At 63.6% G+C, this 8925-nt stretch carries 10 protein-coding genes and 4 pseudogenes; 5 read left to right on the top strand and 9 right to left on the bottom strand.

The features are described 5' to 3' along the window. Positions 1 to 16: 16 nt before the first annotated feature. The 5 genes and pseudogenes from G3436_RS14335 to G3436_RS14320 all read right to left on the bottom strand — a co-directional run bounded on the left by G3436_RS14335 (position 17) and on the right by G3436_RS14320 (position 2039). Positions 17 to 154: a hypothetical protein gene (locus tag G3436_RS14335; RefSeq protein ID WP_163946041.1), complete on the bottom strand. Its 138-nt coding sequence runs from the start codon at positions 152 to 154 to the stop codon at positions 17 to 19. A gap of 274 nt (positions 155 to 428) precedes the next feature. After that, a pseudogene (locus tag G3436_RS28940) lies at positions 429 to 473 on the bottom strand (hypothetical protein); the annotation flags it as partial. A gap of 41 nt (positions 474 to 514) precedes the next feature. Further along, positions 515 to 991, bottom strand: a pseudogene (locus G3436_RS28935) (DUF4880 domain-containing protein); the annotation flags it as partial. Positions 992 to 996: 5 nt separating this feature from the next. Continuing rightward, the gene (locus G3436_RS14325; protein ID WP_163946037.1) at positions 997 to 1527 is read right to left on the bottom strand and encodes a sigma-70 family RNA polymerase sigma factor; all 531 of its coding nucleotides are present in this window, start codon (positions 1525 to 1527) and stop codon (positions 997 to 999) included. A 77-nt stretch (positions 1528 to 1604) separates the two neighbouring features. Then, a complete protein-coding gene (locus G3436_RS14320; protein ID WP_163946034.1) occupies positions 1605 to 2039 on the bottom strand; it encodes a PACE efflux transporter in 435 nt (144 codons plus the stop codon). A 98-nt stretch (positions 2040 to 2137) separates the two neighbouring features. Here G3436_RS14320 and G3436_RS14315 point away from each other — a divergent pair, with 98 nt between their 5' ends. The 5 genes and pseudogenes from G3436_RS14315 (at position 2138) to G3436_RS14305 (ending at position 5985) form a co-directional block, all read left to right on the top strand. Then, a complete protein-coding gene (locus G3436_RS14315) occupies positions 2138 to 3040 on the top strand; it encodes a LysR family transcriptional regulator (protein WP_163946032.1) in 903 nt (300 codons plus the stop codon). Between the two features lie 121 nt (positions 3041 to 3161). Beyond that, entirely contained in the window at positions 3162 to 3614 is a 453-nt protein-coding gene (locus G3436_RS28930) for a hypothetical protein (protein ID WP_420801213.1), read from the top strand. Further along, positions 3503 to 4138, top strand: a pseudogene (locus tag G3436_RS28925) (cache domain-containing protein); the annotation flags it as partial. The gene G3436_RS28930 and the pseudogene G3436_RS28925, both read left to right, overlap by 112 nt. A gap of 117 nt (positions 4139 to 4255) precedes the next feature. Further along, positions 4256 to 5041 carry a methyl-accepting chemotaxis protein gene (locus tag G3436_RS28920; protein WP_420801214.1) on the top strand — a complete coding sequence of 262 codons (786 nt, stop codon included), beginning with the start codon at positions 4256 to 4258 and terminating at the stop codon, positions 5039 to 5041. A 158-nt stretch (positions 5042 to 5199) separates the two neighbouring features. Continuing rightward, positions 5200 to 5985: a sulfite exporter TauE/SafE family protein gene (locus G3436_RS14305; RefSeq protein WP_163946029.1), complete on the top strand. Its 786-nt coding sequence runs from the start codon at positions 5200 to 5202 to the stop codon at positions 5983 to 5985. Positions 5986 to 6120: 135 nt separating this feature from the next. On the opposite strand, the gene G3436_RS28290 is transcribed toward G3436_RS14305, so the two are convergent. The 4 genes and pseudogenes from G3436_RS28290 to G3436_RS14295 all read right to left on the bottom strand — a co-directional run. Continuing rightward, positions 6121 to 6594: a TonB-dependent siderophore receptor gene (locus G3436_RS28290; RefSeq protein WP_338001257.1), complete on the bottom strand. Its 474-nt coding sequence runs from the start codon at positions 6592 to 6594 to the stop codon at positions 6121 to 6123. Next, on the bottom strand, positions 6537 to 7628 hold the full coding sequence (locus G3436_RS14300) for a TonB-dependent siderophore receptor (protein ID WP_338001256.1): 1092 nt from the start codon (positions 7626 to 7628) through the stop codon (positions 6537 to 6539). The genes G3436_RS28290 and G3436_RS14300 overlap by 58 nt, the downstream gene beginning before the upstream one ends. 163 nt (positions 7629 to 7791) lie before the next feature. Next, a complete protein-coding gene (locus G3436_RS27615) occupies positions 7792 to 8550 on the bottom strand; it encodes a TonB-dependent receptor (protein ID WP_243667143.1) in 759 nt (252 codons plus the stop codon). A 108-nt stretch (positions 8551 to 8658) separates the two neighbouring features. Continuing rightward, positions 8659 to 8925, bottom strand: a pseudogene (locus tag G3436_RS14295) (FecR domain-containing protein); the annotation flags it as partial.

The raw sequence follows: 8925 nt of genomic DNA, 5'->3' as shown, positions 1-8925 counted from the left end.
TTACGAAAAAATATTTTCACGCCGTGCGCGGCTCGATGCTCACCCAGTAGCGCGTGCGCCGCTCGATGCGCACCGGCAGGGTCTTGCCGATGGCGCGCAGGATCTGTTCGGTGTCGTCCAGCTTGAAGGTGCCGCTGATGCGCAGGTCGGCCACCTGATTGGCGCATTTGAGCCAGCCAAGGCGGTAGCGCCGCAACTCGGCGACGAATACCCCGAGCGTCTGGTCGTTGGCGAGTCAGCAGGCCCTTGCGCCAGGCATCGCGATGGGGATCAAGCGGCGACCCCAGCACGAACCTGGGGTGGGCAAAACGTACCTGCTCCCCCGCACTGACCATCGCCCCGCCCACATCATCACGGGGCAATACGCCCACGTGCCCCTGGTACACCGCCAACTCCGTAGTACTGCCGTCACTGTCGCGGCGCACCAGAAAACGGGTGCCCAGTGCCTCGACCGTGCCGTTGGCGGTCTGCACCCGCAGCGGCGCCCGGCCTGGTCTGGCGCGCTGGTGATCATCACCTCGCCCTGACGCAGCACCAGCAGGCGCTGCTGGCTGTCGAAACGCACATCCAGTGCGGTGTCGGTGTTGAGCTCCAGTTGCGTGCCATCGGCCAGGGTCAGCGCCTGACGCTTGCCGACCCGCGTGTGGTAGTCGGCGGCCCACGGCGCGTGCCTGACTTCACGGTAGCCTGCCCAGCCAAGGCCTGCGGTGCCGGCCAGCAACAGCATGCCCTTGAGCACCCCACGGCGCCCCACCGCTGCCCGTTGTGTGGTCAGGTCCAGGGCACGCCCGGCCAGCCCGGCAGGCAGTTGACCCAGCCGTTGCTGCACCTGGGCGACCTGTTGCCAGGCCCAGCGATGCTGCTCGTGGGCGTCGTGCCAGGTTTGCCAGGCCTGCCGGTCGGCATCGCCAACCGCATCGGCATTGAGGCGGGCGCGCCAAAGCGCAGCCTGTTCCAGCGCGGCACGCTGGAGAGGGTCGAGGGTTGCCATGGGGTTCACGATTCGGCTTGCAGGCTGTACAGCGTACAGTGATGAAAGGCCTTGGCGATATAGCGGGTCACCGTGACCTCGGAGACCCCAAGGTCGAGGCCGATCAACTTGTAGGTCATGCCGTCGAGTTGCGACAGCAGGAACGCACGACGCACCTTGCGCCCCAGCCCGGCGAGCATGGCATCGGTTTCGTAGAGGGTCTGCAGTAGGATCAGGCGCTCCTGCTCCGAGATCTCGAAGGCCTCGGGCTGTTCGGCCAGGGCCTGCAACCAGGCGCGTTCCAGGCGGGCGCGGCGAAAGTAGTCGATCATCAGGCGCCGGGCGATAGTGGCCAGGTAGCCGCGCGGCTCGCGCACTGCCTCCAGCCGGTTTCCGGCATCCGGCGCACTGAGCACCCGCACGAACACATCCTGTACAAGGTCGGCCGCCAGGTGCCGGCAGTCTACCCGCGGGCGCAGCCAGCCCTGCAACCAGCGGTGATGGTCCTGATAGATACGGCTGACCTGCTTGCGCAGAGCGGGATCGGGCTTGGACATGGGCGACCAGGGGTACGAATGAGAATTCCTATCATTCTATGCTGGACGTGAGGCCAGAAGCAAAAGCTTCGCCTTGTTCAGGCGCCAGCCTGCGCCAACGCCGACGTCGGCAACCCGAACACCCGGTCGAACAGCCCGTTGTAGATGAACGTGTAGCACGGGATCAGGATGATGAACGCCAGGTCCACCACGAACGCTTCCCACAGCGACATCCCCAGCCACCAGGCAATCAGCGGGATCAGGTACACCACCAGGGTCAGTTGAAACCCGACCGCGTGCGCCACCCGCCGTGCCACGCTGCGCCCACGTACTGCCTGGCGACTCTCCCAGCGCTCGAACAGCGTGTTGTAGATGACGTTCCAGATCATCGCGATGGTCGTGATCATCACCGCCAGCGGCCCGGTGTTGCTCGGCGCAGTGCCCGACAACAAGGCCAGGCCCACCGTCGAAAGGCTCAGCCCGATACCCTCATACGCCGCCACATAAACAAACTTGCGCTTGACCCCTTGCACCCTTGTCTACCTCATTCAATCGATTGGGTGCGCAGCTTGATTCAATTTTCTTGACAGAAAAAGTCAACAGCTATCAGATCATCTGACAGGAGAAACCCATGAACTTTTCCAGCGACAACATCGAACTGTTTCTGGCCGTGCTCGACCGCGGCTCGTTTTCTGCCGCCGCACGCGCGCTAGGGCGCGTGCCTTCGGCGGTAAGCATGGCGATCGCCAACCTGGAGGCCGAGCTTGGCTTCGCACTCTTCGAGCGCACCCACCGTGAAACCCGCCCCACCGCGCTGGCCCAGGCGCTGGAACCCCACGCCAGACTGATCGCCGACCAACTGGCGCAGTTGCAGGTGCATGCCCTCGAGCTGTCCCAGGGGCTGGAGAGCACACTGGCAATCAGCGTGGTGCCCGACATCGACCACCAGCCGCTGCTACAGGCCATCCGACAGATCAGCCAGCGCCATCCGCTGTTGCAGGTGGAGGTGCTCAGCGCCCCGCAGGAGGACGCACTGCACCTGCTGCACAGCGGCCGAGTGCAACTGTGCCTGGCGTTTGCGGGCCTGGCAGTGGACCCGCGCCAGCGCTTCCAGCAAATAGGCATGGAGTCGCTGACCGCCACGCTCTCGCCGCAGCACCCCGCGCTGGGCGAGCAGGTGCGTTATCTGGAAGACCTGGTCAACGTGCGCCAGATCGTGGTCGCCAGCCGCGACCTGCCGATGCTCGACACACGTGCCCTGATCGGTACCGCGCACTGGCGCACCGACAGCCTGAGCATGGCCATCGAAATGGTCGAGGCCGGCCTGGGCTGGGGGGATTTCCCGCTGTCCAGAATCGCCCCGCTGCTCGCCGCCGGGCGCCTGGTACGGCTGGATTTTCGCAACACCCACAATGAGCTGAGCCTGCCCGTGCATGCCTTCTGGCTCAAGCACCAACCCCTGCAACGCGCGGCTCAGGAACTGGTGCAGCAATTGGCCCGAGATTCCGACGAACTGCATCAAAGTGGTGCATAAATATTTCGCTCTTACAGCCGATACCTACAAAGTCAGTTGCGCGCTCTACACGATGGTGCGGCCCACAAGGTCCCGACTCGCGAAGCCGTCACTTCTCCTTTCTGGCTAAAGGTCTCGAAACATGAACCTGAAATTTCGCCACAAGATCCTGCTCAGCGCCTGCGCGGTAGTGGTTCTGGCATTTGCACTGTTCACCCTCTACAACGACTACCTGCAACGCAACACCATCCGCCAGAACATCGAGTCGTCGGTGAACCAGGCAGGTGCGCTGACCGCAAGCAGCGTGCAGAACTGGATGAGCGGACGCATCCTGGTGCTGGAGAACCTTGCGCAGAACGTCGCCCATCAGGGCGTACAGGCTGACTTCCCGGGCCTGGTCGATCAACCCGCCTTCACCTCCAACTTCCAGTTCACCTACGTTGCCAGGCCAACGGCGTGTTCACCCAACGCCCCGACGCAAAAATGCCCGACGGCTACGACCCGCGCCAGCGCCCGTGGTACACCGCCGCCGTCGCCGCCGGCCAGCCCATGCTCACCCCACCGTACATGGCCGCCGTGGGCGGCCTGGTGGTGACCATCGCGATGCCGGTCAAAAGCAAGGGCGAGCTGCTCGGCGTGGTCGGTGGCGACCTGAGCCTGGCCACCCTGGTGGAGATCATCAATGCCGTGGACTTCGGCGGCATCGGCCATGCGTTCCTGGTCGACCGTAGCGGGCAGATGATCGTCAGCCCCGACAATGACCAGGTGATGAAGAACCTCAAGGACATTTACCCGGGCAGCAACCTGGAAGTGGCCGCCGGCGTGCACGACGTGACCCTCAACGGCCAGGAGCGGATCATCTCGTTCGCGCCGGTCAGCGGCCTGCCGTCGGCCAACTGGTACATCGGCCTGTCCATCGACAAGAACAAGGCCTACGCCGCACTCAGCCAGTTCCGTACCTCGGCGATCATTGCCATGCTGATTGCCGTGGCCGCCATCGCCGGCCTGCTGAGCCTGCTGATTCCGGTGCTGATGCGTCCGTTGACCACCATGGGCCGCGCCATGCAGGACATCGCCCAGGGCGAAGGCGACCTGACCCGCCGCCTGACCGTGGAGAACAAGGACGAATTCGGTGAACTGGCCGGTGCCTTCAACCAGTTCGTCGAGCGTATCCATGCCTCGATCTCGGAAGTGGCCTCGGCCACACGCCAGGTGCACGACTTGTCGGAACGCGTGATGAGCGCCTCCAATGCGTCGATCATCGGCTCCGAGGAGCAGAGCCTGCGCACCAACAGCGTGGCCGCCGCGATCAACGAACTGGGGGCTGCCACCCAGGAAATCGCGCGCAACGCCGCCGATGCCTCGCAGCATGCCAGCGGCGCCAGCGACCAGGCCAACGACGGTCGCCAGGTGGTACAGGAAACCATCAGCGCAATGACTGCCCTGTCACAGAAGATCAGCGAATCGTGCCAGCAGATCGAAACGCTCAACGCCAGCACCGACGACATCGGGCAGATCCTCGACGTGATCAAGGGCATCTCCCAGCAGACCAACCTGCTGGCGCTCAACGCCGCGATCGAAGCCGCCCGTGCCGGTGAAGCCGGGCGTGGTTTTGCCGTGGTGGCCGACGAGGTGCGCAACCTGGCACACCGTACCCAGGAGTCGGCAGAAGAGATTCACAAGATGATCACCACGCTCCAGGTCGGCTCGCGCGAGGCGGTGCACAACATGAACGCCAGCCAGGTCTCCAGCGAACAGAGCGTGCACGTGGCCAACCAGGCCGGTGAGCGCCTGACCAGCGTGACCCAGCGCATCGGCGAGATCGACGGCATGAACCAGTCGGTGGCTGCCGCGACCGAAGAGCAGACAGCCGTGGTCGAGAGCCTGAACCTGGACATCACCCAGATCAACGTGCTCAACCAGCAAGGTGTGACCAACCTCAACGATACGCTCAAGCACTGCGATGATCTGTCGCGCCAGGCCGGCCGACTGAAACAGCTGGTCGACAGCTTCAAGATCTGACCCCGCCAGGCTTGTCATCGGCCGCGCACGCGGCCGATGGCAGCCGTCAGGTTCTGTCTTATGGTTATAAACTAATAACGAACAAGTCTATTTAGCTATAAAAAAACCTTTATGCTGGCTGCCATCCGATCACGGGCTCGCTGGGTGTTTAGGTAATTATGGATGTAGGTTCTTTTGGTTTCACCATCGCAGGCCTGATCGTGGGTTTCATCGTCGGCATGACCGGCGTGGGCGGTGGCTCGTTGATGACCCCAATCCTGCTCTGGTTCGGCATCAGCCCGGCGACTGCCGTGGGCACCGACCTGCTGTATGCGGCGATCACCAAGGCCAGTGGCGTCTGGGTGCACAGCAAGCAAAAGAACATCGACTGGAAGATCACCGGCCAGCTCGCACTGGGCAGCGTGCCAGCGGCAGCCTTGACCCTGTGGTTTCTCAGCACGCTGCACACTGACACCCAGGCACTCAACGGCGTGATCAAACAAGGCCTGGCCGTGGTGCTGATCCTCACCGCGCTGGCAATCCTGTTCAAATCCCGCTTGCAAGCCTTTGCCAGCAAGCATGCCGGTGATCACTACCACCTCAGCGAACGCACGTTGAACGTGCTCACAGTCGTGACCGGCGTGGTGCTGGGGGTGATGGTATCGCTGACCTCCATCGGTGCCGGTGCACTGGGCACTGTGGCGCTGTTCCTGCTGTACCCGTACCTGGTCACCCGTCGCCTGGTGGGCACCGAGATTGCGCACGCCGTGCCGCTGACCCTGGTGGCCGGCCTGGGCCATGCCAGCATGGGCAACATGGACTGGTCGCTGCTGGGCTACCTGCTGCTGGGGTCGTTGCCGGGCATCTACATCGGCAGCCACCTGACCGGCCGTATTTCCGACAACGTGCTGCGCCCTTGCCTGGCGGCGATGTTGCTGTTGATCGGGTACAAGCTGGCGTTCTAGTCGCTTGCAGCGCCTGAGCACTCTTCTGCCCTGCGCAGTGCCGGTGCTGCGGTGCATCAGATACACCGCGCGCACCGATTTTACTGGCGCCGAAAGCTGATGCTCGGCGCCTGATTGCGCCCACAGGGCACGGGCTCAGAACGTGTATTTGGCCGACAGCATGAAGTTGCGCGGCTCGCCGTACACGTTGAACGCGTTCCAGGTGTTGCTGTTGATGGTCTGGTAGTACTTCTTGTCGAACACGTTGTTGACGTTCAGGCGCAGGTCGATGTTCTCGGTCAGCCGGTGCCCGACCATCAGGTCGACCAGCGTGTAGCCTTCCTGCTCGATGCGATAACCCTCACCCTGGTTGAAGGTGGTGTTCTGGCTGCTCAGGCCGCCCCCCACGCGCCAGCGCTGCAGGGCGCCCGGCAAGGTGTAGGTGGTATTGAGCTTGAACAGGTGGCGCGGCAGGTCGCTGTTGAACAGCCGTCCCTCATTGCTCGCGATTGCATCCTTGCGGTACTTGGCCGCGTTGTAGGTGTAGCCCGCTGCCAACTGCCAGTTGGGCGTCAGTGCACCATTGACCTCCAGCTCCAGCCCTTCGCTGCGTACCTCGCCGGACGCCACGTAGCACGATACACCCGCCGGTGCCTGGCAGCGACCGTGGTGATAGAGGCACGATTCTGCTGGTCGATGCGATACACCGCCGCACTGGCATTGAGCGCACCGTCGAAAAACTCGCCTTTGATCCCGGCCTCGTAGTTTTTGCCGGTGATTGGCTTGATCGGCGCATTGCGGGTATCGACCACGCCCTGCGGGCTGAAGATGTCGGTATAGCTGACGTACACCGAGTAGGTCTGGTTCAGGTCATAGACCAGCCCGGCATAGCGCGTGACGTTGCGGGTCACCTTGTCGGTCTGCTTGCGGCTGCCCTTGCTTTCGATCTGATAGTCATACCAGTCCAGGCGCCCACCCAGGATCAGGTGCAGCGGCTCGGCCAGGCTGAAACGCCCGGTCAGGTAGGCACCGCTCTGCTCGGTCTCGCTCTGCTGCTGCCAGGCATCCATGTCGACAGCAGGTTTGGGCGTGCTGTGCGGGTTCCAGTTGTGGATGTCGATAGCCGAGCCAGTCAGCACGGTGGTGCCATAGCCCTCGAAGGTCTCCCGGCGGTTGCTCGCACCGACCACCAGTTCATGCTCGCGTTCGAGCAACGGGAATGGCCCGCTGGCGTACAGGTCGTAGCTGGTCTGATCGTTTTCGTAGCGGAATTTGCCGGTCATCTGATTGAACGTGTCAGCGCTGCCAGCACTGGCATAGGAGGCGAACAGGTCCAGCTTCGACCAACGCTTGGTAGCAGCCATGCGCAGCTTCCAGTCGTTGTCGAAACGCTGCTCCAGCTCGCTGAACAGGGTGTTGTTGTCCTGGTCCCAGCGTCCCCAGTCATTGCCCAGGTAGGTCGAGCGTGACAGCTTCAGATCGCCCCCGTCGCCCCGCGTGGGCACGCCACCCCAGGCAGTGTTGTTGTTCAGGTTCTGGTTGGATGCGCCCAGGGTCAGGGTGGTCGAATCGCTCAGGTCGGCTTCGGTAATCGCGTAGAACAGGCTGTGTTCCTTGTTGACCACGTCCTGGAAGCTGTCCTTGACCTGGTAGCTGCTGACCACCGCCCGCGCACATTGCCACTGTCGTTGAGGGCGCTGGAGGCATCCAGCTCGCCGCGGTAGTTGTTCCAGCTGCCGGCACCCAGGCTGATGCTGGCCTGGGGATCGCGCGTAGGGCGCTTGCGCACCAGGTTGATCGCGGCCGACGGGCTGCCGGAGCCTGTCATCAGCCGGTGGCACCGCGTACCACTTCGACATGGTCGAGCATCGCGGTGTCTGCAGCGGCAATGGTGTCGCGTGCGGTGTAGCTCGACACGGTGGTCGGCAGGCCGTCATAAAGAATGTTGTCGACCGTGAAACCACGGGCGTAATAGGTCGGCCGTTCCGGACCGTCGTTGGCCAGGGTCAGGCCCGGGGTGTCCTTGACCACATCGTGCAAGGTCTGCATGCCCCGGTCGTCCATGCGCTGGCGGGTGATCACCGAGACCGACTGCGGGGTCTGGCGCGCCGTCAGGGCCAGCTTGGTGGCGCTCTGCATGGTACCCGTGGTGTAGGAACCGGTGTCTTCTGTGCTGGCACCCAGGTGCTCGGCATTGACGGTGGTGGCGCCTAGCGCCACCGCGCCAGCGGCCGCGCTGACCGGCACCAGTTGATAGCGCCCGCTGCCGTCTCGCACAGCTTGCAGACCGCTGCCCTGCAACAGTCGGCTCAGACCGGCCTCCACAGCGTAGTGGCCGTGCAGCCCGGCGCTTTGACGGCCGCGGGTAAGGCTGGCATCGAATGACAGCACCACCCCGGCTTCGGCAGCAAAGCGCGTGAGCGCCCTGCCCAGGTCATCCGGGGCCAGGTCAAAGCGCTGCGTGGCTGCAGGCTCGGCGTTGACGCTGGCGGGCAACAGCGCCGGCAGCATCAACGCCGAGCACAGCAAGGTTCTACCTAGCATCACGCACAAGGGGCTGGGTCGGGGCAAAAGGTGGTACGTCATGATGTCGTTCTCGTCTGGTTGCCAGGCCGCACAGATCGGCCGCTTCCCATGAGTCGAACGAGATCGGGAATAAATACCAGGTGCTGTCGATAATTTTTCGCAATAGCGCTATGCCGCCGTCAGGGTCACCCAGAACCGTGTACGCCGCTGCGCCCGAATCGGCAAGGCGTCCACCAGCGCCTGCAGGGTCTGCTCGCTGTCGCCGAGCGCGAAGGTACCGCTGATACGCAGGTGCCCCACCGCCGGATCGCAACGCAACCAGCCTTGGCGGTAGCGCCCCAGCTCGGCGACAAAATCATCCAGGCGCTGGTCGTTGGCGATCAGCAGGCCACGGCTCCACGCACCGCTGGCGTAGTCCAGGGCCTGCGGCGCCTG

Source organism: Pseudomonas brassicae (assembly GCF_010671725.1).
GTDB lineage: Bacteria > Pseudomonadota > Gammaproteobacteria > Pseudomonadales > Pseudomonadaceae > Aquipseudomonas > Aquipseudomonas brassicae.
The sequence above is the reverse complement of the archived record's forward strand: the minus strand, read 5'-3'. Positions and strand labels throughout refer to the sequence as shown.